The sequence below is a fragment of the Aeromonas enteropelogenes genome (genome assembly GCF_000819845.1).
GTDB classification, from domain to species: domain Bacteria; phylum Pseudomonadota; class Gammaproteobacteria; order Enterobacterales; family Aeromonadaceae; genus Aeromonas; species Aeromonas enteropelogenes.
Genome location: NZ_CDCG01000018.1, coordinates 1 through 22,381, shown reverse-complemented (window position 1 = coordinate 22,381; position 22,381 = coordinate 1). Strand labels below are relative to the sequence as shown.

Here is a 22,381-nt window from a genome sequence, read left to right as displayed (position 1 = left end):
GTTTGCTTGTCAGTTGAACAGTGTGGCTGTCGATGGAGGTCACTCTAAACATTGGGCTTCTATACAGATAGCGAAAATAGATGCTCAACTTGTTCAAAATTTTTGATATTGGCCCACTTCCTCGCCAAAGAGCGCACTTCCCGGGCCGCACGCCTTGGCATAACAAACGATTGCCGTTATGATCCGCCGCACTTTTTTCAGTGACCCGGACCCCATGGCACCCTCACGGCACTCTCCCATTGCCGGTGCAGTCTGGATGATGGTGGCTGGCCTCTGTTTCGCCGCCGTCAACAGCCTGAGCCAGTATGTCAGCTTCAAACTCGGCCTTGCCTCCACCCAGGTCGCCTTTCACCAGTATCTGATCGCCCTGATCTGCCTGCTGCCCTGGCTGGTTCGCCACGGCTTGCGCCAGTCCCTGATGACCAACCAGTTCCGGCTGCACCTGTTGCGTGTCGCCCTGGCGGTGATCGGCATCCAGTTCTGGCTGTGGGCGCTGGCCGTGCCCGTCCCCATCTGGCAGGGCATAGCGCTGCTGATGACCTCTCCCCTGTTTGCCACCCTGGGGTCGGCCCTGCTGCTCAAGGAGCAGGTGAGCCGGGCCCGCATTCTGGCGACCCTGGCGGGGTTTGCCGGGGCCATGGTGATCCTGGCCCCCTGGACCGACGATTTCAGCTGTGCCTCCCTGCTGCCAGTGGCCGCCGCCCTGTTCTGGGCCGGTTACTCCCTGCTGGTGCGCTATCAGGCGGCGAGCGAGTCGTCCCATACCATAGTGGTCTACCTGCTTATCTTCAGCACCCCCTTCAATGCCATGCTGGCTCTGCCGGAATGGCAATGGCCCACGGCCGATCAATGGCAACTGGTCGCCCTGGCCGGAGTGCTGTCGGCGCTGGCCCAGATGTCCATCGCCCGCGCCTATAGCGTGGCGGAGGCCTCCTTCGTGCAGCCCTTCGACTTTGCCAAGCTGCCCATGAACGTGCTGGCAGGCTGGCTGGTATTTGGCTGGGCCCCTCCGGGCCGACTGTGGCTCGGCGCCGCCATCATCATTGGTGCCGTCACGCTGCTGACTCATCTGGAGCAGCGCGCCAGCAAATCCGTTTCCTGAGGTACGCCATGCGTGCCTCTTTTTTTGTCCGCTATTGGTCGCCAATAGTGGCCGCAACAATGTGACCATCGACATCAGGAGAGATCGTATGTTTGGAACCGCAACCCGCCCCGGCGCCACCCGTGCCCTGCTGCTGGGCTCCGGCGAACTGGGCAAGGAAGTCGCCATCGAGTTGCAGCGGTTCGGGATCGAAGTGATCGCCGCCGACCGTTATGCCAATGCCCCCGCCATGCAGGTAGCCCACCATGCCCGCGTGCTGGACATGCTGGATGGCGCCGCCCTGCGAGAGCTGGTCGCCGAGATAAAGCCCGACCTCATCATCCCCGAGATCGAGGCCATCGCTACCGATACCCTGGCAGTGCTTGAGCAGGAAGGGGTCAAGGTGGTGCCGAACGCCCGCGCCACCCAGCTCACCATGAACCGGGAGGGGATCCGCCGGCTCGCCGCCGAAGAGTTGGGTCTGCCCACCTCCCCCTACCGCTTTGCCCAGAGCCGGGAAGAGTTTGACGCCGCGGTGCATGCCATCGGTCTGCCCTGCGTGATCAAGCCCGTGATGAGTTCGTCTGGCAAGGGCCAGAGCGTGCTGCGCGATCTCGCCAGGCTGGAGGAGAGCTGGACCTATGCCCAGGAGGGCGGTCGCGCCGGTCGCGGCAAGGTGATCGTCGAGGGCTTCGTCCCCTTCGAGTACGAGATCACCCTGCTCACGGTACGCGCGGTGGACGGCATCCACTTCTGCGAACCCATCGGCCATCGCCAGGAAGATGGCGACTACCGCGAATCCTGGCAGCCGCAAGCCATGAGCGAACTGGCTCTGGCCCGCTCCAAGGAGGTAGCAGCCAAGGTGGTCGAGGCGCTGGGCGGCTACGGCCTGTTCGGGGTCGAGCTCTTCATCAAGGGTGACGAGGTGTGGTTCAGCGAGGTCTCGCCGCGCCCCCACGACACCGGCATGGTGACCCTCATCTCCCAGGATCTCTCCGAGTTCGCCCTGCACGTGCGCGCCATTCTGGGGCTGCCCATCGGCACCATCACCCAGTACGGGCCGAGCGCCTCCGCCGTGGTGCTGCGCGAAGGTCACAGCCAGGACATCCGCTATCAGGGGATTGGCGAGGCGCTGGCTCTGGTGCCGGGTGCCCAGCTGCGTCTCTTTGGCAAACCGGAGATCGCCGGTCGCCGCCGGCTCGGCGTGGCGCTGGCGCGTGCCGAAGAGTGCGACCAAGCGGTAGAAAAAGCCAAAGCGGTCGCGGCCGGGGTAAAGGTGCTGTTCTAAGCCCACTTTTTGGCACACGAAATCAAACGTTTGCCGACATGATCCAGCGCAAGGGGCATGGCAATGCCCCTTTTTCATTTGCGAGTCCGCCTTATAATCCCCCCTTCACCTTTGTCTGGAGTACAAGATGTTAGCTGCCGTGATCTTCGATATGGATGGTGTTCTGATCGACTCGGAACCCTTTTGGCAACGGGCCCAGATGGCCGTCTTCTCCGAGCTGGGCCATCCCCACTCGGTCGAGGATTGCGAATCGACCATAGGCGTGCGCATCGATCAGCTGGTGGCCCACTGGTATCGGTTGCGTCCCTGGAGCGGCCCCAGCCAGGAAGAGGTGGTACAGCGCATCCTGGACAGGGTCAACGCCCTGATCCTGAGCGAAGGCCAGGCCAAGGCCGGCGTGCTGGCAGCGCTCGATATTATCGAGGCGCAAGGACTTAAAGTGGGTCTTGCCACCTCCTCGCCCTTTGCCATGGTAGAGGCTGTGCTCGGCAAGCTCGGTATCCGCGATCGCTTCCTGGCGGTCCACTCCGCCGAGGTGGAGCGTTTTGGCAAGCCGCACCCGGATGTCTATATCCACGCCGCCGAGAAATTGGGGGTGGAGCCGGTGCACTGTCTCGCCATCGAAGACAGCTTCACCGGTCTGCTGGCGGCCAAGGCGGCCTCCATGAAGGCGCTGATCGTGCCGGATCCGGCTTTAGTGGGCGATCCGCGTCTGGCCATTGCCGACCATCAGTTGCGCTCTCTCACCGAGCTGGATGCCGACATGCTGGCCCGCTGGGTCAAATAAGTCACAAAGGGGCGCTGGCCAATTAAGTGGCATACGCTCGCAAAGCGCTTTTTCCCGCCCCTTCGCTTCCAAAGAAGGGGCCTTAACTGACCAGACTTCCCCTCTCTTTCGCCTCTGCTGAGCAGACCCCTCACCTGTGTTTGATCCCTGTCATAAACGTGCGCTTGCTCGCGGTCAACGCCCTCCCGGAGGGCTAGAATCAACTCAAGAAGAGGCGGCCCACGGGCCCGAGGAGGTCATCATGATCGAGTACACCAGCAAGCGCATCGTCTGCCCCCACTGTGGTCATCACACCCGGGTCGAGCTGGATGCCAGCCAGGGGGATCAGGAGTTCTATGAAGATTGCATGGCCTGCTGCAACCCCATCCATCTGCGGCTGCACCGGGATGAGGCGCGCAACTGCCTGCAACTGTTTGTGGATGCCGACGACGAACAGCTGTTCTGATTGGCTGTGACGTCAAGGACGCTGCCGTTGTATCAACCGACGGCGCGGCGCAGGCCCTGTCCGCCAAGATTTGTCAGAAATGAACACCAACAAGAAGGGCCTGCATCATGCAGGCCCTTCTTCATTGCTGTGGCAACACGCTCTTCACTGGCCTTCACGGGCCGCCAGCACCCGTTCCACCGTATCGACGATGGCCTGGGTCTGGGGATCGATCTCGATATTGGTGCGCCAGCCCGCCTTGACCCAGCCGAGGTTGGTGCGGGCCAGGGTCTCGGGGATGAGGTGCACACAGAACTCGTTGCCCCTCACCTCGCCCACGGTCAGGCTGATGCCGTCGATGCCGATATAGCCCTTGGTCAACACGTATTTCATGAGCGCGGGATCAAGGCGATACCACACCTGGCGGTTGTTGGGGGTGTCGATCACCGAGGTGACCTCCGCCATGCCCATGATGTGGCCGGACATGGCATGACCACCGATCTCGTCGCCGAAGCGGGCTGCCCGCTCCACGTTGACTTTGTCCCCTACCTGCAAGGCGCCAAGATTGGTCAAGCGCAGGGTCTCCTGCATCAGATCGAAGCTGACCAGTTCCCTCTCCACCCGGGTGACGGTGAGGCAGCAGCCGTTGTGGGCCACGGATGCCCCCAGCGCCAGCCCTTCCCCCCAGGCCGGGTCTGGCATGCGGATCACATGGGTGCGAAAGTTGGGCTGGGCGTCGATGGCCACCAGTTCGGCGGTCCCCTGCACTATGCCGGTGAACATGTCTCGTCTCCTGCTACAACAAAAATGGCAGGGTAACCTCGTGTTGGTCGCCAGACAAGCGCACCGGCTGACAAGGCGGCCCGGGCTCGCTATAGTGGCGGCCATTCATCCCAGGCTCAACAAGGAAAATTTATGCAGGTATATCAATGCTGTGAGGCTATCCGCATCGCCTACAACCAGATAGGTTCCGGCGAACAGGGTTATGTGCCCAAGGCCATCGCCGCCGCCATCCGGGCCCTCGACGCCGTCGCCTCCGATGAGCGGGTACCGGCCGAGCTGCGTGAGCAAGCCGCCTATGCTGCCGCCAACCTGTTGATCAGCGATCACGAAGACGCCTGATCTGCCCGTCAAGCCGGAGCGCCAAACGTTTCTCCGACGCCCGATTTCAGGCTAGAATGACCCTCTTTCCCTCTGCATGCCGCGTCCTGGTATGCAGGGGCCCTTTCCGATACCCGTTCTTTCCCTTTTATTTCTGATCCACCCGGAGGTGTCAGTGCAACGTTATTGGTCCGAGGCGAAGCAACTCGTTCGTCTAGCCAGCCCCATTCTGGTCGCCCAGGTGGCCCAGATCGCCATGAACTTTGTCGATACCGTCATGGCGGGACAGGTCAGCGCCGTGGATCTCGCGGCCGTCTCGGTTGCCTCCAGCTTCTGGTTGCCGATCATCCTGCTGGTACAGGGGATCATCATGGCGCTCACCCCCATCGTCTCCCAGCTCAACGGGGCCCGCAAACGGGACGAGGTGCGCCCGGCGGTGCATCAGGGCTTCTGGCTGGCCCTGATGGTAACCCCCGTCGCCATGGTGGCACTCTACTTCAGCCCGCTGGCGCTGCAGTTCATGGACGTGGATCCCGTGATGGCGGCCAAGACCACAGGTTACCTGCACGCCATCCTCTGGGGTCTGCCCGCCTTCGTGATGTTCCAGGTGCTGCGCAACTTCAGCGAGGGGCTCTCCCACACCATGCCGACCATGGTGATCGGCTTCGTCGGGCTGGCGGTCAATATTCCCGCCAACTACGTCTTCATTTACGGTCATCTGGGCATGCCGGCCCTCGGCGGGGTCGGCTGCGGCGTCGCCACCGCCATCGTGCTGTGGGCCATGCTGCTGGCGATGATCCTCTATGTGAAGCTCTCCCGCCACTTTGCCGAAATCCGCCTCTTCTCCCAGTTGTGCGCTCCCAATGGCAGCCGGATCTGGCGCCTGTTCCGGCTTGGATTCCCCATCGCCATGGCCATCTTCTGCGAAGTGACCCTGTTCACCGTGGTGGCCCTGATGCTGGCACCCTTCGGGGCCGAGATAGTGGCAAGTCACCAGATCGCCCTGAATTTCTCCAGCCTGGTCTTCATGCTGCCATTGTCGATTGGCGTTGGTGTCACCATTCGGGTCGGTCACAGCATAGGAGAAGGCCTGCCGGAACACGCCAGGGTCGCCGCCCGCACTGGTCTGATGCTGGGCATGAGCGTGGCCGCTGCGACAGCCGCCCTTACCGTACTGCTGCGCGAACCCATTGCCGGCATCTACACCGAGGATCTGCAGGTGATCACCCTGGCGGCCACCTTACTGTTCTTCGCCGCCATCTATCAGGTCTCCGATTCGGTGCAGGTGGTGGCCGCCGCCGCGCTGCGCGGTTACAAAGACACCAAGGCCATCTTCTACGTCACCATCGTCGCCTACTGGGGACTTGGGCTGCCCACCGGCATGATCCTAGGGCTGACCGACTGGGTGATGCCCAAGATGGGGCCGCAGGGTTTCTGGATTGGCTTTATTGTCGGCCTCACCAGCGCAGCCCTGATGCTGGGAACCAGGCTGCGTTACATCTACGGGCGCTTTGCCACTCCGGAGGCCTGCACCAGCCTGTCCCGGGCCCAATAAGGGAAGATAAGGCGAAACTCGCCTGCAAAATCAACAGGCTGCGCAAGAACTGGGCAAACAGTCTCCTTTGTGAGTGCGGCCTGTTGACAGCCTTGGGGGGCATGGGTAGTATGCCGACCACGCCAGCAGTGCTGGTGTGGTGAAACGGGTTCCTGACCCGGTTCGCAAAGTGGGTTTATAGCTCAGTTGGTTAGAGCACTACCTTGACATGGTAGGGGTCGTTGGTTCGAATCCAATTAAACCCACCACTTTTCATGATGCGTCCTTAGCTCAGCTGGTTAGAGCACCACCTTGACATGGTGGGGGTCGGTGGTTCGAATCCACTAGGACGCACCATCATGAAACACTGTTATGCGTCCTTAGCTCAGCTGGTTAGAGCATCACCTTGACATGGTGGGGGTCGGTGGTTCGAATCCACTAGGACGCACCATAACAGTTTGAAAAATTTGCAGACTCAGATGTGGGTTTATAGCTCAGTTGGTTAGAGCACTACCTTGACATGGTAGGGGTCGTTGGTTCGAATCCAATTAAACCCACCACTCCCCTGCAAAAAGTCGCCTTGCGCACTCTGCGTCCTTAGCTCAGCTGGTTAGAGCACCACCTTGACATGGTGGGGGTCGGTGGTTCGAATCCACTAGGACGCACCATTTTCTGAAAAGCCCGCTCATCGAGCGGGCTTTTTGCATTCCCTGCCCTTCCATTGCGTCATTCGTGTACCCAAGAAAAAGCCCGCGCCATCCATGTCATGACGCGGGCTCGTTGCACCGTGCCTAACCATCAGGCCTGCACGGTGATCTCGTACTTCTTTATCTTGCGATACAGGGTGGCAATCCCTATCCCCAAGGCCTGGGCGGCCAGCTTCTTGTTGCCAAGACGCAGCAGGGTCTCCTCGATCATCTGCTTCTCCATATTTTCAAGACCATTCTCCGCAGGCTGCGGGGCAGCCACTGATGCAGCATCCACGCTCGCCGGCATCAGCAGGCTGGCGGACGGGCTCACCACGGTGACGGGGATATGCCCCTCTTCGGCCGGGAGCGACCCCAGCTGGTTACGGATGATGTTGGGGGGCAGCAGGGTGGCATCGATCACCTCCCCCGGCTGGGTGACGTTGACCAGATACTCCATCAGGTTGCTCAATTCACGCACGTTGCCCGGCCAGCGATAGCCCTTGAGCAGGGCCATCACCTCGGGGGTCAAACCCGGGTAGACAATACCGATCCGGCTGGTGTGCAGGTTGAGAAAATAGTGGGTCAGCAGCTCCACATCCCCTTCCCGCTCCCGCAGTGGCGGCAGATTGAGCGGGATCACGTTGATCCGGTAGTAGAGATCCTCGCGAAATTTGCCTTCGGCGATGTATTGATCGAGATGCTGGTGGGTGGCGGCGATGATGCGGATATCCACCGGCACCGGGCGGCTGGCCCCGATGGGAGTCACCTCTCGCAGCTCCAGCACCCGCAGCAGCTTGGCCTGCATAGTGAGGGGCATGTCCCCTATCTCGTCGAGAAACAGGGTGCCCTGATGTGCTGCCTGGATGAGCCCCTGCTTGCCCCCGCTGGCGGCACCGGTAAAGGACCCCTTCACATAGCCAAACAATTCGCTCTCCAGCAGCTGTTCGGGGATGGCGGCACAGTTGATGGCGATAAAGGGCTTGCCATTACGCGGACTGAGCCGATGCACGGCGCGCGCCACCACCTCCTTGCCGGTCCCGCTCTCACCGCAGATCAGCACACTGGAGGGGCTTTGAGCGATCCGGTGCAGCAGCCGCTTGAGGGTGCGCACCGGCTTGCTCTCACCGATCAGCTGCTCGATACAGTGATCGGCATCCGGCTCGCGCACCTGGCCGGAGTGGGACTGATGAAACGCCATCAGGAACAGCTGCTGCCCCTGCACATGGTGCAACTGACCGATGATCAGCTCCTGGCGATCCTCCAGGGTGATAATGTGCTGCAGATGGCCGTTTCGCCCGTGCTGGGCGAAGGTGAGCGGCCGAATGCCGAGCTCGCGCCCCAGCAACTGTTCCTGCTTGCAGCCAAGCTGCTTGAGCGCCACCTCGTTGGCATAGCGCACCTGACTCTTGTCATCGAGCAGCAGACAGCCCTGATCCATGTTGGCCATCAGATCGAGAAACACCTTGTTGACCCCGTCCGACAGGCCATGGGAGTCGAACAGCTTGGCCACAAAGATGGCGGAGATGTGGCGCACGTAGTCGCACACATCCTGCAGATTGTTGCTGAGCCGCTCCTGCTGTTCGGGGTTGAAAGCCACCAGGCTGATCACCCCGATGCAGCGCTCCTCCACCATGATGGGGATGCCGAGAAATGCCCGCTCCCGGCAACTCTCCTTGCAGCTGCAGCCATCACACACGGGGTCGTCGCTGGTATGGGTGACGATCTTTTCCCGCTGGTTTTCAATCACGTAGCGCAGCAGCCTGGAGTCGCCCTCCAGCTGGCGACCGAAGAATTTGCCATAGGGGCCGGTTCCGGCCACCCGCACCAGATTGTCGTCGACAATCTCGACTTCCAGTTGCAGCACGCTGGCCAGCATCTTGGCAAAGCGCAAGATGGTTGGCTGGATCTGCATCAGCAGACAGGGGGTATTCACGACGCGCATCCATTGCTCCCTTTTTTAATTAGCTCCCCCTAAAGGGAGTCATGCTGGCCAGATACTAAGGGATTTCAACGGACACAACTTGGGAGGGGATCACGAAAAGTAAAATGAAGGGGCCGAACTTGCGCCTAAAAAACAGCCATAAAATCGACAAAATGGTGAATTATCAGAATTGTATTCTGCTTATGATGGCAAGTGCAGCGCCAGCCAAACCGAAAGCGGGATCACCAGCAAGGAGAGCAGATTGCCCCCCAGCACGATACTGGCCACCTTCTCCGGCTGGCAGCGGTACTGCTCGCACAGCATGTAATTGAGCACCGCTGGGGGCAGGGAGACCGACAGCATCAGCAGCGGGATCCATTCAGCTTTGAGGGGTAACAGCCAGATGGCGAGCAAGAGCGACAGGGCTCCGGCCAGCAGATAGAGCAGGTTGCAGCGCAGGGCCAGCCCCAAGTGATCCAGCTCCCCCTCCATCAGGCGGATCCCGAGGGCAAACAACATCAGCGGCACCGAGATCTGGCCGAGCATCGACACCGTCGTCACCAGATATTCAGGCAGCGGGATCTGCAGGTTGGCCACCAGCAAGCCAGCCAGAGCCGCCCATAGCACGGGGCTGCGCAGCCAGAGCCAGCGGGAGGTATTGGCCGACAGGATAAACATGCCGACCGAGAAGTGAAGCAGGTTGGAGAGCACAAAGAGGATGACGATGGCCCCCAACTGCTGTTCGCCAAAGGCCAGCACCATCAGGGGGATACCCAAATTCCCGGTGTTGCGAAACATGGCGGGCAAAATGAGGGCCGCCCGCTCGACGCCGTCGAGCCTGAGTAGAGCGAGCAACAGCCCGGGCAGCAGGATCACCAGGGCCCCAGCCCCAATCAGCGGCAAATTGTCCCCCAGCGCCAGCGGGTACTTGACCAGTGCCGAGAAGACCAGCGCCGGAGTAAACAACTCTATGTTGGCCAGGTTGACATAGCCAAGCGCCCCGCCCGGTCGCAGCCTGCCATAGAGGGCGCCGAGCCCGATCACACCGAACACGGGAATGACGATATTGAGCAGGGCGCTGAACACGGGCGGATTCCGTTACAGTTCGCGGGCCGGCTTGCCCATCAGCAGCAGCGGATCCAGGGTCACTTCCAGGGCACCATTGCTGATCCAGAGCTGGCCGTCGGAGATGGTACAGGTGAGCTGCATGGTACGCTCCACCATGGCAGTGAGCGCCAGGGTCTGGCTCTCCGCAAGTTCGATGATGCTCAGGTTGTCATGCAGGCTCAGCTTGCCCTGGTTTTGCTTCCACCAGACGCTGGTGCCACGCCCGCCGTAGAGATAGAGCACGACCTGGCGCGACCGGTTGCAGGCCTTCTTGAGGCGCTTCTCGTCGGGCTGTCCCAGTTCAATCCAGAGCTCAATCTCGTCCGAGTAGTTCTTTTCCCAGAGTTCGGGTTCATCGTCGGCGCTCAGCCCCTTGGTAAATTCCAGTCGCTCTGCGGCATGCCAGGCAAACGCCGCCAGCCGGATCATCATCCGCTCGTCCGTTTCGGAAGGGTGGCGCGCCAGGGTGAGGGAGAAGTCCTGATACAGATTGCGATCCATGTCAGACAAGCTGATCTGGGCCTTGAATACGGTTGCCTTGAGAGCCATAAAAAACCTTGAAAACCTGGGTAAGAGACACGTGAATGGAGATACGGGCGCCAGTGTAATCAAATTGGCGACAGGGTTCGACCACAGAAATCAAAGATTTGGCCACACCGGCTTCAAAAGGCGCTGAAAAAACAAATGCCAGTCCGAAGACTGGCATTTGGCGGCATTGCAGAAGCGACTCACTTCTCGGCGGACTCGACCCCGAAGGCGTTGAGCAGCACACAGCAGGTGACTGCCACGGCTACAAACCCACTCAGGAAGATAAAGGGCATGACCCCATATCCCAATACGGTCCAGATAGTGTGTTCAAGCAGACTCATAATGTGGTCCTTTCGTCCTGTGAAATGCGTGTTCCTTTTTCGGCGGATAATATCTCCGCTCTTGATAAGTCTATTTGACCCTAACCCGTTGCTGAGTCCTATGCCACCAAAGTAATAAATGCGGGGTATATTTGCGCCAGATCAATTTTTAGGGTGTATTTCCTTTCAACTCAAGGGATTAGTTGCCATTGACAACCCTGACAAGAAGACGGAAACCGGAAAAGGGCATAAAAAAACGCGCCAAAGGCGCGTTCTTGAGAGGCTGACAAGGCGACTCAGTTGTCACACAGGTCGATCGGCATGTCCTGACGCAGGCGCGTCCAGAGCTTGCCGGATTCGATGCCGTACTGGCGAACCGTCATGAAGACTGCTTCGTGATCGTGGGTCTCGGCCAGGTTTAGCAAGGTCTTGTAATAGGTGTCCGCAGTTTCGCGCGCCTGCTTGTCGGAGAAGTAGTAACGCCCTACCCGGCTATACAGCCCCTTGAATCCGTTGAGGATCAGGGCATAGATGGGATTGCCGGAGGCAAACGACAGCTGGTGATGGAGACGGTAGTCGAACTCGGCATAAGCCTCGGCCGTGTTCTCCACTTCGGCGGCGCCGCGCAGGATCTCGGCGGCTTGCTCCGGATTGTTACGGATGGCACCACGGATGAAGATGGTGCAGATGTTGGTGCGTGCCGACAGCAACTGGGCGACCAGATCCGGCACCTTGTCCTGATCCAGACGGGCCAGGGTCTCCAGAATATTGAGGCCGGAGGTTTCCCAGAAGTTGTTTACCTTGGTCGGTTTGCCATGCTGTATGGTCAACCAGCCGTCACGGGCCAGACGCTGCAACACTTCCCGCAGGGTTGTGCGTGTCACCCCGATCAGCTCGGACAATTCACGCTCTGCAGGCAGAATGGATCCGGGAGGAAAGCGATTGTTCCAGATGGACTCGATGATGTATTCCTCGGCAAACCCTGCAGGGCTCTGCGCTTTTATGACCATGAAATGACTCTGTTGTAATACGTAAAAAGGCCCACGAATCATATCAAAGCAAGGAAGGCTGGCAAGCAGAAGGTCAGTCCTCTGCTCACATATGGCAAAGAAAATGTTATTAATTTGTGTTAAAAATCGATAGCGGTGCCAGTCAGCGCTGGTTATGTGGTGATAAAACCATCACTTCCAAGATCTTGGCCCAACCTTTGTATATAATCGTTCCGCTTTTTGATTAAAATCACGTGTAATTATATAGATACGGGCCAACATCCGGACGTACAGGTCAAGTACCCTTGACTGCATAGACGCAGATCCTAACAACAACCCTGAGACCCATCATCATGCCAATAAGCCTAGGGCAGGCATTTGCCAAGAACTTCTTGGGCAATGCGCCACAGTGGTATAAACAAGCCATCCTGCTGTTTCTGATCATCAACCCCATCGCCTTCCATTTCGACCCCTTCATGGCAGGCTGGTTGCTGGTTGTCGAGTTCATCTTCACCCTGGCCATGGCCCTCAAGTGTTATCCCCTGCAACCGGGCGGTCTGCTGGCCATCGAGGCCGTGCTGATCGGCATGACATCAGCCGACCAGGTCAAGCATGAGCTGGTCGCGAACATAGAGGTACTGCTGCTGCTGGTATTCATGGTAGCGGGCATCTACTTCATGAAACAGTTGCTGCTCTACGTGTTTACCAAGCTGCTGATCGGTGTGCGCTCCAAGATACTGCTCTCCCTCTCCTTCTGCCTGGTATCTGCCTTCCTCTCCGCTTTCCTCGACGCCCTGACGGTCATTGCCGTGGTGATCAGCGTGGCCACCGGTTTCTACGCCATCTATCACAAGGTCTCCTCCGGCAAGGAGTTTGGTCATCATCACGACCATACCGATGATCAGGAAGTGGCTGAACTCAACCGCCAGGATCTCGACGATTTTCGCGCCTTCCTGCGCAGCCTGATGATGCATGCCGCCGTCGGTACGGCACTGGGGGGCGTCTGCACCCTGGTGGGTGAGCCGCAGAACCTCATCATCGGCGAACAGGCCGGCTGGCACTTCGGCGAATTTGCCATCCGCATGGCGCCGGTATCGCTGCCGGTCTTCATCTGTGGTCTGCTCACCTGTGTGCTGGTCGAGCACTTCCGCCTGTTTGGCTACGGCACCCGCCTGCCCGTCAACGTGCGCAAGATCATGGAGGAGTACAACCGTTATGAAGAGGCAAAACGCAGCCAACAGGACAGAGCCAAGCTCATCGCCCAGACGGTGATCGCTGTCTGGCTGATCGTCGGTCTGGCGCTCCACCTGGCGGCCGTGGGCCTTATCGGTCTCACCGTCATCGTGCTGGCCACTTCCCTGACCGGCATCACCGAAGAGCATGCCCTCGGCAAGGCGTTTGAAGAGGCGCTCCCCTTCACCGCCCTGCTCGCCGTCTTCTTCAGCATAGTGGCCGTGATCATCGATCAGGAGCTGTTCAAGCCGGTGATCCAGTGGGTGCTCTCGGCAGATCCGGATCACCAGCTGGCGCTCTTCTATATGGCCAACGGCCTGCTCTCCATGGTCAGTGACAACGTCTTCGTCGGCACCGTCTACATCAACGAAGTGAAAACGGCCCTGCTCAATGGAGCCATCAGCCGCGAACAGTTCGATCTGCTGGCGGTGGCTATCAACACGGGCACCAACCTGCCATCTGTGGCCACCCCGAACGGTCAGGCTGCTTTCCTGTTCATGCTGACTTCGGCGCTGGCCCCCCTGCTTCGCCTCTCCTATGGCCGCATGGTGTGGATGGCATTGCCCTACACCCTGGTGCTGGGTCTGGTCGGTTTCGCCGCAGTGGAAACCGTGTTGGCGCCCCTGACCGAGTGGTTTTACCAGCAGGGCTGGCTGATTGTTCCGCAGGGGGCTGCCGTAGTCGCCCCGGCGCTACACTGATCCTGTCGTACTCCAATGACAAGGGCCCGCCAGGGCCCTTTTCTTTTGTCCCCTGCTCTGCTCTAATTCAGCCACTGTTTCTTCTGTGAGATCAATGAGATGATCGCGTTTCTCCGCCGCTTGGCCAGCAACCGCCTGGCCTGGGGACTGCTGGCGGCCTCCGCCCTGTTCCTCGAACTGTGTGCGCTGTTCTTCCAGCACATACTTGGACTGCATCCCTGCGTGATGTGTGTCTACGAACGGCTTGCGACACTGGGTGTCCTTTGCGCCGGCCTGCTCGGCATGATTGCCCCCGAGAAGTGGTACCTGCGCTGGAGCGCCATGCTGCTATGGGGTTACAGCGCTTTTCGCGGTCTCCAGCTGGCGCTGCAACATGTCGACTATCAGGTCAACCCCTCCCCGTTCAACGTCTGCAGCCCTTATGCCGACTTCCCGAGCTGGGCGCCGCTCGATCAATGGATCCCCTGGCTCTTCTTCCCGGATGGGGATTGCGGCGAGATCACCTGGCAGTTCTTGAGCTTCTCCATGCCCCAGTGGCTGGTGGCCATCTTCGCCGCCTACCTGCTGGTGTTTACCGTAGTGGCCATCGGCAATCTGGTGAAGGGTCGCTGCTGTAGTTGAGGCATCCGGCCTGCACGCCAGAACAAGTACCACAGAAGTAGGGGAGCCTTTATGGCTCCCCTATTTTGTTTGTCTTTCTGGCCCAGGCACTATGATGAGGCGACTCAGCTCGCCTGCACCGGGCTCATTTTCGCGCGGATCACCCCGACCACCATGGGCAGCAGGGAGATGCCTATGATGCCGAAGATCAGCAGGGTAAAGTTGTGACGCACCAGCGGCAGGTTGCCAAAGAGGTGGCCCGCATAGACAAACGACAACACCCACAGCAGTCCGCCCACCAGATTGAATGCCAGGAAGCGCGGATAAGTCATGGCCCCCATGCCTGCCACGAAGGGAGCAAAGGTACGCACAATCGGCAGGAAACGAGTGATGATGATGGTCTTGCCGCCATGTTTGGCATAGAAGCCCCGGGTTTTCTCCAGATAGTCGCGCCTGAAGATTTTCGAATCAGGCTTGCGAAACAGCTGCTCGCCGAAGAAGTGACCAATGGTGTAGTTGACCACATTGCCGAGCACAGCGGCGAGAGTCAGCACACCGGCTAGGGTATGCACATCCAGCACGCTGTCGACGGTGAGGGCTCCGGCGGCAAACAGCAGGGAATCCCCCGGCAGGAAAGGGGTGACCACCAGTCCGGTTTCACCGAAGATGATCAGGAACAGGATGGCATATACCCAGATGCCATAGTTTTCAAACAGCTCTTTCAGATGAACGTCGACGTGCAGGATAAAGTCGATAGCAAACAGGATCAGATCCATTTTTTGATACTCGTGAGGTGAACGGCGTGGAGTCTACGCCAACCCATGCAGGGTCACAATCACGAGACAGGTCTCATTCTTCCCCTTCCGCAAAAAAGCCAGACAAAACCGTTTTCGGCTCCCAAGCCGCGTTGATGCGGGTTACAAGCCCCTCAGGAGCCCTCCTCCAGACCATCACGTACCGAGGCCGGCAAGCAGCGTTCCCAGCCCCACAACAGGAGCAGCAGCAGGGTCGCATCGTCGAGCCAGCCAACCAGCGGTACCAGATCCGGCACCAGATCCACCGGACTCAAGCCATAGAGCAGGATGAGGATCACCAACCCCCTGGCCCACAAGGGAGTTGCGGGGTGGCGAAAACCGAGATAGAGGCGGCGCACGCGCCGCCAGATGAGCCAGCGTCGAGTACTCATGATTCGATCAGCTCGCTGCGCAGTTGCTGGATCTGATCCCGCAGTGCCGCCGCCTGTTCGAACTCCAGATCCCGCGCATGCTGGAACATCTGCTCTTCCATCCGCTTGATCTCCTTGGCGATCTCGCTGGCGGAGCGGGCATGGTACTCCCCTTGCGGTTCGGCCGCCTTGCGACTTCCCTTGCCGCCCTTGCCAGCGCTGCGGCTGCCTCCCATGTCCATCACATCGCCGATGGCCTTGTTGAGCCCCTTGGGGGTGATGCCGTGCTCGAGGTTGTAGGCGTGCTGCAGGGCGCGGCGCCGCTCGGTCTCTTCGATGGCCACCTTCATGGAGTTGGTGATGGTATCCCCGTAGAGAATGACCTTACCGTTGAGGTTGCGGGCCGCACGCCCTATGGTCTGGATCAGGGAGCGAGTGGAGCGCAGGAAACCCTCCTTGTCCGCGTCCAGGATGGCCGCCAGGGACACCTCTGGCATGTCGAGGCCTTCGCGCAGCAGGTTGATCCCCACCAGCACATCGAAGGTACCCAGGCGCAGATCGCGAATGATCTCCACCCGCTCCACGGTGTCGATGTCCGAGTGTAGGTAACGTACCTTGACGCCGTGCTCCGCCAGATATTCGGTCAGATCTTCGGCCATCCGTTTGGTGAGCGTCGTCACCAGCACCCGCTCCTCCACCGCTACCCGCTGGCGGATCTCGGAGAGCAGGTCGTCCACCTGGGTGGTCACCGGGCGTACTTCCACTTCGGGATCGAGCAGACCGGTAGGACGCACCACCTGCTGCACTACATCACCGCCGGATTTCTCCAGCTCGTAGGGACCGGGGGTTGCCGAGACAAACACCGTCTGCGGCATCAGCGCCTCGAATTCATCGAACTTGAGGGGGCGGTTGTCGAGCGCGGAAGGGAGCCGGAAACCGTACTCCACCAGGGTCTCCTTACGGGATCTGTCCCCTTTGAACATGGCGCCGATCTGCGGCACCGTGACGTGGGATTCGTCGATGATGAGCAGACCATCCCCCGGCAGGTAGTCAAACAGGGTGGGCGGTGGCTCCCCCGGCGCACGACCGGAGAGGTAGCGGCTGTAGTTCTCGATGCCGGAGCAGTAGCCCAGCTCCTGCATCATCTCCATGTCGAACTGGGTGCGCTGGCTGATCCGTTGCTCCTCCACCAGCTTGTTGAGCGACAACAGCTGCTCACGACGGCTTTTAAGCTCCTCCTTGATATGTTCAATGGCACCGAGGATGGTTTCGCGCGGAGTGGCGTAGTGGGTCTTGGGGTAGATGGTGTAGCGCACTACCGTCTGCTCGATGGCGCCGGTCAGGGGGTCGAACAGGGAGAGGCGCTCCACCTCCTCGTCAAACAGCTCCACTCGCAGGGACAGCTTGTCCGATTCGGCGGGGTAGATGTCGATCACCTCCCCCCTTACCCGGAAAGTGCCGCGCTGGAAGGCCATGTCGTTACGGGTGTATTGCAGCTCGGCAAGACGGCGTAGGATGTCCCGCTGGTTGATCACATCCCCCACTTTGAGGTGCAGCATCATGCTGAGGTAGGCCTGCGGATCTCCCAGACCATAGATGGCAGACACCGAGGCGACAATCACCACGTCACGCCGCTCCAGCAAGGCCTTGGTGGCCGACAGCCGCATCTGCTCGATGTGATCGTTGATGGAGGCATCCTTCTCGATGAAGGTGTCGGTGGTCGGCACATAGGCCTCGGGCTGGTAGTAGTCGTAGTAGGAGACGAAATACTCCACCGCATTGTCGGGGAAGAACTCCTTCATCTCGCCGTAGAGCTGGGCCGCCAGAGTCTTGTTGGGAGCCAGGATCATGGTCGGGCGGTTGAGAGTCGCGATGACATTGGCCATGGTGAAGGTCTTGCCCGAACCGGTCACCCCGAGCAAGGTCTGATGGGCAAGGCCGGACTCGATACCGTCGAGCAACTGGGCAATGGCCTTGGGTTGATCCCCGGCGGGTTGAAACTGGCTGGCTAATTTGAACAACTTGCTCATGGAGACTCCCGACACGAAACAGCAAGAGAGCAGTGTAACCGAGTGATCCGCACCGGTACACCCGCACCATGATGCCGTCGGTGGCTTGACCGGTGAAGACACCTTCTGTATGATGCTCCTCCTTGCCTGATGTTCCCCCGTAGTTCAGTCGGTAGAACGGCGGACTGTTAATCCGTATGTCACTGGTTCGAGTCCAGTCGGGGGAGCCAATTCCTCACCATCTCGGTGCAAGTTATCCACTTTAGTGCTCTCTTCTGCCAATTTTAATGCACAAGATCCTTCTTGCTGCTGACGATCCCCTTTTTCACCGCGCACAGCTCTTCAGAGTTTTCTTCTGTTGCATCTAAGTATTTGATTTTAATGTAAACATTTTTCATGCGGTATTTTTTGTACAGCCCTTGCAGCCCAGTATTGGCGCGGCTTTCGGGCCGATGAACAGGATTCATAAACAGGGTTATCCACAGATTCTGTGGGTAACTGCAGCAAACCCTGTCCCGATGCGGGTTCACCCGTTATCACGGCTTTTCGGGCCATGCTCCGAGGGGCAACCTGATTTTATGCTGTTTTGTACATGCCCCTATCTCCCCTGCCCAAACGACACTTTTGTTCCTTTTTGCAGATATCTTTTGTCTACCCCAGCAGTGCTGGGCGAGCAGCCAACATGATGGTCGTTTGCTTCCCAGGTCACCCTGTTTCGCTACCGGTTGAATCTGCTGAAACCGCTCCTTCCAAAGCGGGCCAACAGCAGAATCTAAAGTTATCCTCTTCACTGTCCAGCTCCCCCTTGCGTCAGCATTTTTCACTCATTGACACGGGTCTGAACAGCAAAAATCGCCACCTTTGCACCGATACGCTCCCGATCCCTCTCTGGCAAGCCGTCACAGCCCCTCGTAACTGTTGATTAATCGGTTCCTTGCGCTTCTTTATTGGTGACAGATCCGGCACAATGTCCGCCCCACTTTTTTCCTCGGTTTTTCCGGGCATGACCATAGATTTCGTGACACTGCTACATCAAAGCGACTCCCTGCTCCTGTTCGTGGTGCTGGCCTTCGGCCTGCTGCTGGGCAAGGTGCGCCTCGGCAACTTCCAGATTGGCAACACCATTGGGGTGCTCTTCACCGCCCTGCTGTTTGGCCAGATGGGCTTCCAGTTCTCCACCTCCACCGAAAACGTCGGCTTCATGCTGTTCATCTTCTGTGTGGGTATCGAGGCCGGACCCCACTTCTTCAGCGTCTTCCTGCGCGACGGCATCCACTACATCACCCTGACCCTGGTGATCTTGCTGAGCGCCCTGCTGCTGACCGTGGGGCTGGCCAAATTCTTCAATCTGGGGCCAGGCATGGCCGCCGGCATCCTGGCGGGCTCGCTCACCTCGACCCCGGCGCTGGTCGGTGCCCAGGATGCCCTACGCAGCGGCCTGCTCAACCTCCCTCACCAGACCGACATGCAGTCGGTGCTCGACAACATGGGCATCGGCTACGCCCTGACCTATCTGGTGGGACTGGTGGGCCTGATGCTGGTGGTGCGCTATCTCCCCTCGCTGGCACGCCTCGACCTCAATACCGAGGCGCAAAAGATTGCCCGCGAGCGGGGCCTCTCCGACAGCGACAATCGCAAGACCTATCTGCCCATCATTCGCGCCTACCGGGTCGGCCCCGAGCTCGCCGCCTGGATCGGGGGGCGCACCCTGCGCGAGACCGGCATCTATCCCCATACCGGTTGCTATGTGGAGCGGATCCGCCGCAACGGTATTCTGGCCAGTCCCGACGGTGACGCCGTCATCCAGGAAGGGGACGAGATCGCCCTGGTGGGCTACCCCGAAAGCCACGAGAAGCTCGACGTCAACTACCGCAACGGCAAGGAGGTGTTTGACCGCAACCTGCTTGATCTCCAAATCGTCACCGAAGAGATAGTGGTGAAGAACGACGCCGTGGTGGGTCGCCATCTGGTGGAGCTGAATCTCACCGAAAAGGGGTGCTTCCTCAACCGGGTGGTGCGCTCCCAGATCGAGATGCCGTTCGATCGCAACATCATGCTGCAAAAAGGCGACGTGCTGCAGATCAGCGGCGAGAAGCAGCGGGTCAAGCTCTTGGCCAACAAGATCGGCTTTATCAGCATCCACAGTCAGACCACGGATCTGGTGGCCTTCACCACTTTCTTCGTCCTCGGCCTGCTGATCGGCTCCGTTTCACTGGTGTTCGGCCAGATCGAGTTTGGCCTCGGCAACGCCGTCGGCCTGCTGCTGGCCGGGATCCTGATGGGTTATCTGCGGGCCAACCACCCCACGGTCGGCTATGTGCCGCCGGGCGCCCTGCGTCTGGCCAAGGATCTCGGCCTCGCCGTCTTTATGGTGAGCACGGGTCTCAAGGCCGGTGGCGGCATTCTGGACCACCTGAGCGAAGTCGGTGGCGTGGTGCTCTTATCCGGCATGCTGGTGACCACCCTCCCGGTGCTGGTGGGCTATCTGTTCGGGGTCTGGGTGCTGAAGATGAACCCGGCGCTGCTGCTCGGCGCAATCACAGGGGCCCGCACCTGCGCCCCGGCCATGGATGTGGTCAACGAAGCGGCCAACAGCTCCATTCCGGCGCTCGGCTACGCCGGCACCTATGCGGTGGCCAACGTGATGCTGACCCTGGCGGGCTCCTTTATCATCGGCTTCTGGTTCTAGCCGCCCTTATCTTGTCATTGCAACCAATTAGCGTAAGAAGGGGAGCCAGTGGTCCCCTTCTTGTCATCGTCTCCCCTTAGCACTGTGGGGTGATGCCGCCTGAGCAGGACCACTCACAACTCCCCGCCCAGCTCGGCATATGACAAGCTCTGCTTGCTCTGCTTGCTCTGCTTGCTCTGCTTGCTCTGCTTGCTCTGCTTGCTCTGCTTGCTCTGCTTGCTCTGCTTGCTCTGCTTGCTCTGCAACAGCCAAACAAATCGCAGCCACAAAAAAAGCGCCCTGAGGCGCTTTTTTTATATCAACCGGATGATCAGGCTTTGAACTTGCTGAACACCAGGGAGGCGTTGGTACCGCCAAAGCCGAAGCTGTTGGACATCACTGTGTCGAGGTCAGCCTCTTCGTACTCGCGCACGATGGGCAGCCCTTCGGCCTTCTCGTCCAGGTTCTCGATGTTGATGCTGGGGGCGATAAAGCCATGTTGCAGCATCAGCAGGGAGTAGACGGCCTCGTGCACACCGGCGGCACCCAGCGCATGGCCGGTCATCGCCTTGGTGGCGGAAAGCTTGGGCGCGTTGCTGCCAAACAGGGTCTGGATGGCTTCCAGCTCCTTGGTGTCACCGACCGGGGTAGAGGTACCGTGGGTGTTGATATAGTCCACCTTGCCGACACTCTGCATCGCCATCTTCATGCAACGCACGGCGCCTTCGCCGCTCGGGGCCACCATGTCGTAACCATCGGAGGTCGCACCATAACCGGTGATCTCGGCATAGATGTGGGCACCACGGGCCAGGGCGTGTTCCAGCTCCTCGACCACCAGGATGCCGCCGCCACCGGAGATGACGAAACCGTCGCGATCCGCATCATAGGTACGGGACGCTTTTTCCGGGGAGTCGTTGTATTTGGTAGACAGCGCGCCCATGGCGTCAAACTGGATGGTGGAGGACCAGTCCAGCTCCTCGCCGCCACCGGCGAAGACGATGTCCTGTTTGCCGAGCTGGATCAGTTCCAGAGCGTGGCCGATGCAGTGGGCAGAGGTCGCGCAGGCGGAGCTGATGGTGTAGTTGACACCCTTGATCTTGAACGGCGTAGCCAGGCAAGCGGAGGTGGTGGAGGACATGGTGCGCGGCACCATGTAGGGACCCACGCGCTTGACCCCTTTCTCGCGGGCGATGTCGCAAGACTCGGAGGTGTTCTTGCCGGAGGCGCCGCCGGAGCCGGTCACGATGCCGGTGCGCTCGTTGGAGACCTGATCTTCCGGCAGGCCGGCATCTGCGATGGCCTGCTGCATGGAGAGATAGGCATAGGCCGCAGCGTCACCCATGAAACGCATGACTTTACGGTCGATCAGTTCAGACGGATCGAGTTTGATGTTACCCCAGACACGGCTGCGCAGGTTGTGTTGCTCGAACTGCTCGGAATAGGTGATGCCGGATTTGCCTGCTTTCAGGGAGGCCAGCACTTCTTCCTTGTTGTTGCCGATACTGGAGATGACGCCGATACCGGTGATCACTGCTCTTCTCATTAATTCATCTCGTCTGGAAAAACTGGCGCCAAGTCTACCCGCTTTCGGCTGCCAAACTGGTCTGCTTTCACGTAGAATGCCCGCGATTTTGTGACGCGAGCCGAGGAAAACGTGAGTCAAACATCCTTACATCATGCCCGATTGGACTGGAACGAGGCGGGTACTCCAGTCTCCAGTGACTTCGGGGATGTGTACTTTTCCAATGATAACGGTCTAAGTGAAACCCGCTACGTCTTTTTGCAGCAAAATCAGCTGCCAGCGCGATTTTCGCACCATGATGGTGACACTTTCGTGATCGGTGAAACAGGTTTCGGTACAGGTCTTAACTTTCTGGCGACAATGAAAGCCTTCCTGGAACAGACGTCCCAATCCGGTAACGCCCTGCGTCTTCACTTCATCAGTTTCGAAAAATACCCCCTGACCCGGGACGATCTGCGCAAGGCCCTGGATGCCTGGCCCGAGCTGGCACACTTCAGCCAGGATCTCGTCAAACAGTGGCCCCTACCGGTATCCGGCTGCCACCGCCTGCACTTTGCCAGCGGCCGCATCCGTCTCGATCTCTGGTTCGGCGATATCAAGGACATGTTGCCGCAGGTGCCCCATCAGGCTGACGGTCTGGTGGATGCCTGGTATCTGGACGGCTTCTCGCCGGCCAAAAATCCGGAAATGTGGACCCAGGAGCTGTTCGACGGC

22 protein-coding genes and 6 tRNA genes are annotated in these 22,381 nt (G+C 59.4%); 16 read left to right on the top strand and 12 right to left on the bottom strand.

The window, feature by feature from the left end; all coding sequences use genetic code 11:
- Nucleotides 1-214 precede the first annotated feature (214 nt).
- The 4 genes from BN1123_RS06935 (at nucleotide 215) to BN1123_RS06920 (ending at nucleotide 3,601) form a co-directional block, all read left to right on the top strand.
- Entirely contained in the window at nucleotides 215-1,102 is an 888-nt protein-coding gene (locus tag BN1123_RS06935; protein WP_042026459.1) for a DMT family transporter, read from the top strand.
- Nucleotides 1,103-1,190: 88 nt separating this feature from the next.
- Nucleotides 1,191-2,369, top strand: coding sequence for a formate-dependent phosphoribosylglycinamide formyltransferase (gene purT / locus BN1123_RS06930; protein WP_042026054.1), 1,179 nt, complete (start codon nucleotides 1,191-1,193; stop codon nucleotides 2,367-2,369).
- 127 nt (nucleotides 2,370-2,496) lie between these two features.
- Nucleotides 2,497-3,156 carry a hexitol phosphatase HxpB gene (gene hxpB, locus BN1123_RS06925; RefSeq protein ID WP_042026053.1) on the top strand — a complete coding sequence of 220 codons (660 nt, stop codon included), beginning with the start codon at nucleotides 2,497-2,499 and terminating at the stop codon, nucleotides 3,154-3,156.
- Nucleotides 3,157-3,397: 241 nt separating this feature from the next.
- Nucleotides 3,398-3,601 carry a CPXCG motif-containing cysteine-rich protein gene (locus tag BN1123_RS06920; protein WP_026457488.1) on the top strand — a complete coding sequence of 68 codons (204 nt, stop codon included), beginning with the start codon at nucleotides 3,398-3,400 and terminating at the stop codon, nucleotides 3,599-3,601.
- Nucleotides 3,602-3,745: 144 nt separating this feature from the next.
- Here BN1123_RS06920 and BN1123_RS06915 read toward each other — a convergent pair whose 3' ends face one another.
- Nucleotides 3,746-4,363, bottom strand: coding sequence for a riboflavin synthase (locus tag BN1123_RS06915; protein WP_042026051.1), 618 nt, complete (start codon nucleotides 4,361-4,363; stop codon nucleotides 3,746-3,748).
- Between the two features lie 132 nt (nucleotides 4,364-4,495).
- On the opposite strand from BN1123_RS06915, the gene BN1123_RS06910 reads away from it, so the two are divergent.
- The 7 genes from BN1123_RS06910 to BN1123_RS06880 all read left to right on the top strand — a co-directional run bounded on the left by BN1123_RS06910 (nucleotide 4,496) and on the right by BN1123_RS06880 (nucleotide 6,883).
- Nucleotides 4,496-4,702: a YaeP family protein gene (locus BN1123_RS06910; protein WP_026457486.1), complete on the top strand. Its 207-nt coding sequence runs from the start codon at nucleotides 4,496-4,498 to the stop codon at nucleotides 4,700-4,702.
- A gap of 154 nt (nucleotides 4,703-4,856) precedes the next feature.
- Nucleotides 4,857-6,236, top strand: a complete 1,380-nt coding sequence (locus BN1123_RS06905; protein ID WP_042026050.1) for an MATE family efflux transporter — start codon at nucleotides 4,857-4,859, stop codon at nucleotides 6,234-6,236.
- Between the two features lie 171 nt (nucleotides 6,237-6,407).
- Nucleotides 6,408-6,484 (top strand) — tRNA-Val (locus BN1123_RS06900).
- 11 nt (nucleotides 6,485-6,495) lie between these two features.
- Nucleotides 6,496-6,572, top strand: a tRNA-Val gene (locus BN1123_RS06895).
- Nucleotides 6,573-6,589: 17 nt separating this feature from the next.
- A tRNA-Val gene (locus tag BN1123_RS06890) sits at nucleotides 6,590-6,666 on the top strand.
- A 32-nt stretch (nucleotides 6,667-6,698) separates the two neighbouring features.
- A tRNA-Val gene (locus tag BN1123_RS06885) sits at nucleotides 6,699-6,775 on the top strand.
- A 31-nt stretch (nucleotides 6,776-6,806) separates the two neighbouring features.
- Nucleotides 6,807-6,883, top strand: a tRNA-Val gene (locus tag BN1123_RS06880).
- 130 nt (nucleotides 6,884-7,013) lie between these two features.
- Here BN1123_RS06880 and BN1123_RS06875 read toward each other — a convergent pair.
- The 5 genes from BN1123_RS06875 to fadR form a co-directional block, all read right to left on the bottom strand.
- A complete protein-coding gene (locus BN1123_RS06875; protein ID WP_042026048.1) occupies nucleotides 7,014-8,846 on the bottom strand; it encodes a sigma 54-interacting transcriptional regulator in 1,833 nt (610 codons plus the stop codon).
- Nucleotides 8,847-9,026: 180 nt separating this feature from the next.
- Nucleotides 9,027-9,911: an AEC family transporter gene (locus tag BN1123_RS06870; protein WP_042026047.1), complete on the bottom strand. Its 885-nt coding sequence runs from the start codon at nucleotides 9,909-9,911 to the stop codon at nucleotides 9,027-9,029.
- A gap of 12 nt (nucleotides 9,912-9,923) precedes the next feature.
- Entirely contained in the window at nucleotides 9,924-10,481 is a 558-nt protein-coding gene (locus BN1123_RS06865) for a YaeQ family protein (RefSeq protein WP_042026046.1), read from the bottom strand.
- 179 nt (nucleotides 10,482-10,660) lie between these two features.
- Nucleotides 10,661-10,801: a TIGR02808 family protein gene (locus tag BN1123_RS20790; RefSeq protein ID WP_082037484.1), complete on the bottom strand. Its 141-nt coding sequence runs from the start codon at nucleotides 10,799-10,801 to the stop codon at nucleotides 10,661-10,663.
- Between the two features lie 275 nt (nucleotides 10,802-11,076).
- Nucleotides 11,077-11,790, bottom strand: coding sequence for a fatty acid metabolism transcriptional regulator FadR (gene fadR, locus BN1123_RS06860; protein WP_042026044.1), 714 nt, complete (start codon nucleotides 11,788-11,790; stop codon nucleotides 11,077-11,079).
- Nucleotides 11,791-12,122: 332 nt separating this feature from the next.
- Between fadR and nhaB the strand changes: the two genes are divergently transcribed.
- Together nhaB and dsbB are read left to right on the top strand one after the other, a co-directional pair.
- Nucleotides 12,123-13,703: a sodium/proton antiporter NhaB gene (gene nhaB, locus BN1123_RS06855; RefSeq protein ID WP_042026043.1), complete on the top strand. Its 1,581-nt coding sequence runs from the start codon at nucleotides 12,123-12,125 to the stop codon at nucleotides 13,701-13,703.
- A 99-nt stretch (nucleotides 13,704-13,802) separates the two neighbouring features.
- Nucleotides 13,803-14,324 (top strand): disulfide bond formation protein DsbB, encoded by a 522-nt coding sequence (dsbB, locus tag BN1123_RS06850; RefSeq protein WP_042026041.1) that lies wholly within the window; start codon nucleotides 13,803-13,805, stop codon nucleotides 14,322-14,324.
- Between the two features lie 104 nt (nucleotides 14,325-14,428).
- Here dsbB and BN1123_RS06845 read toward each other — a convergent pair whose 3' ends face one another.
- The 3 genes from BN1123_RS06845 to uvrB form a co-directional block, all read right to left on the bottom strand.
- Nucleotides 14,429-15,079, bottom strand: coding sequence for a DedA family protein (locus BN1123_RS06845; RefSeq protein WP_042026040.1), 651 nt, complete (start codon nucleotides 15,077-15,079; stop codon nucleotides 14,429-14,431).
- 152 nt (nucleotides 15,080-15,231) lie between these two features.
- The gene (locus tag BN1123_RS06840) at nucleotides 15,232-15,489 is read right to left on the bottom strand and encodes a YkvA family protein (RefSeq protein WP_042026039.1); all 258 of its coding nucleotides are present in this window, start codon (nucleotides 15,487-15,489) and stop codon (nucleotides 15,232-15,234) included.
- Nucleotides 15,486-17,498: an excinuclease ABC subunit UvrB gene (uvrB, locus tag BN1123_RS06835; protein ID WP_042026038.1), complete on the bottom strand. Its 2,013-nt coding sequence runs from the start codon at nucleotides 17,496-17,498 to the stop codon at nucleotides 15,486-15,488. Before uvrB ends, BN1123_RS06840 begins: the two co-directional genes overlap by 4 nt.
- A gap of 133 nt (nucleotides 17,499-17,631) precedes the next feature.
- On the opposite strand from uvrB, the gene BN1123_RS06830 reads away from it, so the two are divergent.
- Nucleotides 17,632-17,707 (top strand) — tRNA-Asn (locus tag BN1123_RS06830).
- A gap of 54 nt (nucleotides 17,708-17,761) precedes the next feature.
- Here the strand turns inward: BN1123_RS06830 and BN1123_RS06825 are convergent.
- The gene (locus BN1123_RS06825; protein WP_052449247.1) at nucleotides 17,762-17,944 is read right to left on the bottom strand and encodes a hypothetical protein; all 183 of its coding nucleotides are present in this window, start codon (nucleotides 17,942-17,944) and stop codon (nucleotides 17,762-17,764) included.
- A gap of 536 nt (nucleotides 17,945-18,480) precedes the next feature.
- On the opposite strand from BN1123_RS06825, the gene BN1123_RS06820 reads away from it, so the two are divergent.
- Nucleotides 18,481-20,166, top strand: a complete 1,686-nt coding sequence (locus BN1123_RS06820; protein ID WP_042026458.1) for an aspartate:alanine antiporter — start codon at nucleotides 18,481-18,483, stop codon at nucleotides 20,164-20,166.
- A gap of 113 nt (nucleotides 20,167-20,279) precedes the next feature.
- On the opposite strand, the gene BN1123_RS20785 is transcribed toward BN1123_RS06820, so the two are convergent.
- Both BN1123_RS20785 and fabB read right to left on the bottom strand, forming a co-directional pair.
- Entirely contained in the window at nucleotides 20,280-20,435 is a 156-nt protein-coding gene (locus tag BN1123_RS20785) for a hypothetical protein (protein ID WP_197064464.1), read from the bottom strand.
- A gap of 41 nt (nucleotides 20,436-20,476) precedes the next feature.
- The gene (gene fabB, locus BN1123_RS06815; protein ID WP_026457872.1) at nucleotides 20,477-21,688 is read right to left on the bottom strand and encodes a beta-ketoacyl-ACP synthase I; all 1,212 of its coding nucleotides are present in this window, start codon (nucleotides 21,686-21,688) and stop codon (nucleotides 20,477-20,479) included.
- A 90-nt stretch (nucleotides 21,689-21,778) separates the two neighbouring features.
- On the opposite strand from fabB, the gene mnmD reads away from it, so the two are divergent.
- Nucleotides 21,779-22,381: tRNA (5-methylaminomethyl-2-thiouridine)(34)-methyltransferase MnmC2 (mnmD, locus tag BN1123_RS20780; protein WP_197064461.1), on the top strand; the 603-nt coding region annotated here is incomplete at its 3' end.

Bases quoted from the DNA above. Each gene is read 5' to 3' on its own strand.
- BN1123_RS06935 (WP_042026459.1), top strand. From the start codon at position 215: ATGGCACCCTCACGGCACTCTCCCATTGCCGGTGCAGTCTGGATGATG.
- purT (WP_042026054.1), top strand. From the start codon at position 1,191: ATGTTTGGAACCGCAACCCGCCCCGGCGCCACCCGTGCCCTGCTGCTG.
- hxpB (WP_042026053.1), top strand. From the start codon at position 2,497: ATGTTAGCTGCCGTGATCTTCGATATGGATGGTGTTCTGATCGACTCG.
- BN1123_RS06920 (WP_026457488.1), top strand. From the start codon at position 3,398: ATGATCGAGTACACCAGCAAGCGCATCGTCTGCCCCCACTGTGGTCAT.
- BN1123_RS06915 (WP_042026051.1), bottom strand. From the start codon at position 4,363: ATGTTCACCGGCATAGTGCAGGGGACCGCCGAACTGGTGGCCATCGAC.
- BN1123_RS06910 (WP_026457486.1), top strand. From the start codon at position 4,496: ATGCAGGTATATCAATGCTGTGAGGCTATCCGCATCGCCTACAACCAG.
- BN1123_RS06875 (WP_042026048.1), bottom strand. From the start codon at position 8,846: ATGCGCGTCGTGAATACCCCCTGTCTGCTGATGCAGATCCAGCCAACC.
- BN1123_RS06865 (WP_042026046.1), bottom strand. From the start codon at position 10,481: ATGGCTCTCAAGGCAACCGTATTCAAGGCCCAGATCAGCTTGTCTGAC.
- BN1123_RS20790 (WP_082037484.1), bottom strand. From the start codon at position 10,801: ATGAGTCTGCTTGAACACACTATCTGGACCGTATTGGGATATGGGGTC.
- fadR (WP_042026044.1), bottom strand. From the start codon at position 11,790: ATGGTCATAAAAGCGCAGAGCCCTGCAGGGTTTGCCGAGGAATACATC.
- nhaB (WP_042026043.1), top strand. From the start codon at position 12,123: ATGCCAATAAGCCTAGGGCAGGCATTTGCCAAGAACTTCTTGGGCAAT.
- dsbB (WP_042026041.1), top strand. From the start codon at position 13,803: ATGATCGCGTTTCTCCGCCGCTTGGCCAGCAACCGCCTGGCCTGGGGA.
- BN1123_RS06845 (WP_042026040.1), bottom strand. From the start codon at position 15,079: ATGGATCTGATCCTGTTTGCTATCGACTTTATCCTGCACGTCGACGTT.
- BN1123_RS06840 (WP_042026039.1), bottom strand. From the start codon at position 15,489: ATGAGTACTCGACGCTGGCTCATCTGGCGGCGCGTGCGCCGCCTCTAT.
- uvrB (WP_042026038.1), bottom strand. From the start codon at position 17,498: ATGAGCAAGTTGTTCAAATTAGCCAGCCAGTTTCAACCCGCCGGGGAT.
- BN1123_RS06825 (WP_052449247.1), bottom strand. From the start codon at position 17,944: ATGAATCCTGTTCATCGGCCCGAAAGCCGCGCCAATACTGGGCTGCAA.
- BN1123_RS06820 (WP_042026458.1), top strand. From the start codon at position 18,481: ATGACCATAGATTTCGTGACACTGCTACATCAAAGCGACTCCCTGCTC.
- fabB (WP_026457872.1), bottom strand. From the start codon at position 21,688: ATGAGAAGAGCAGTGATCACCGGTATCGGCGTCATCTCCAGTATCGGC.